This window comes from Streptomyces sp. GLSS-08 (assembly GCF_056387915.1).
In genome coordinates, this window is record NZ_JBWJAQ010000045.1 from 1 (window position 1) to 1,429 (window position 1,429).

Annotated in this window: 1 pseudogene; it reads right to left on the reverse strand. The window is 74.0% G+C overall.

The window, feature by feature from the left end:
- Nucleotides 1-184, reverse strand: a pseudogene (locus AC0ZLC_RS34245) (citramalate synthase); the annotation flags it as partial.
- Nucleotides 185-1,429 lie beyond the last annotated feature (1,245 nt).

Sequence of the window (1,429 nt, forward strand, 5' to 3'; positions counted from 1 at the left end):
AGCCGCCCTCGATGAAGCCGACGCCGAAGTCGTCCAGGTGCCGTGCGATGGCCAGCTTGTCCGCGACCGTGAGGTTGATGCCCTCACGCTGCGCGCCGTCGCGCAGCGTCGTGTCGAAGACGTGGAAGGAATCGTCGAGTTCGCCGGTGGGTTCCCCGGTGCGTTCGCTCGGTCTGCTGCTCATGCTGATCCGGCTCCTGTAGGGGATCTCGCTCTACCGGTACGACTGGCACCACCCTTCATCTATGCGCCTGGACGCTCGTTTCCCGGTCGAGGATGGGCCGCGCGGGTGGCCGGGGGCCGGCCGCGGCAGGCGCGCGGGCGGCGTCCCGTGCACCGGGGCGGGGCACGGTTGCGTGCGCGCCAGGTCGCGCGGCCGCGCGCCTAGCCGCTCACCCGGTTGCGGTCAACTGCCGTGACGTGCTTGTCCGTCGGCACTCCGCCGCTGTTCGAGTGCACCTCGTTCGGTGTCGTCCAGGGTGACGTGCGACACCGGTGGTCCCACCCCCTCCGCCGCCCTGGGCCGCAACCGTCTGGAGAGCCATGTCCCCTCGCCCGTACGCCCCGAAGTCCGTCGCCGAGGGGTATGCCGACAGGAGCGACGGCCGCGGTGGCACCGTCCTGGACGTGCCCGCGGGTGGGGGCCCGGCCCCGTACGGTGCGGCCGGGACGCCGGGCACCGCCGCCCGGCCGTACTCCGGGGACCGGGCCGCCGCCCGCCCTTGCGCGCCGATCACCCAGCTCGTGCGGCGCCGTTCCCGGCACCGGCTGCACCTTCTGCGCCAGGGGCTCCGGCGGTGCTTGTCGCGCCTGCCGGCGGGAGAGGAGTGACGCGCCCCGATCCGCGCCCGGCCGGTACGCCGTGCGCACCGCGGGGATGACCCCCGCGCGGATCCGGGCGCTGTCCGCGGTCGCGGCGGGCGCCGGCCGGCCGCTGTGCCGCAGTGCGGGACGGGCGCCGGGCGCGGCCGGGTGAGTACGGCTCCACCGTCGCGCGAGCGGGTCCCGAGTGCGGGGCGCGATGCTCTCGGTTCGTGAGCTCCGATGCGGTCGGTCATGAACCCTCGCGGAGTGCGGAAGACGCCCGCTGGTGCCCTCACCATCCCCCGGGGGCGCCGGCGGGCCTCCTGCGTGCCCGGTGCCGGTCCGGCCGGTGTGCGCCCCGGGTGGCCGCCGCGCCGACCGGACGCCAGCAGATGCGTCCATCTTGGCGCCAGTGGGAGCCACCCTGTGAACTGGGCTTTTGTGGGGCGGTGCCTGCCTTGCGCGGCATCACCACACACATCGGTGCCACATTCGGCTTCGCAGTGGCGCCACTTGTGTGCCATGATGGGGCCACGGAAACGGAGCGGCGCCGGGCACGGCGGCGTACGACCTAGAAGGAGCCCCCCATGTCGGTCACCCTCAACGACCAGGACAAGATCACCCT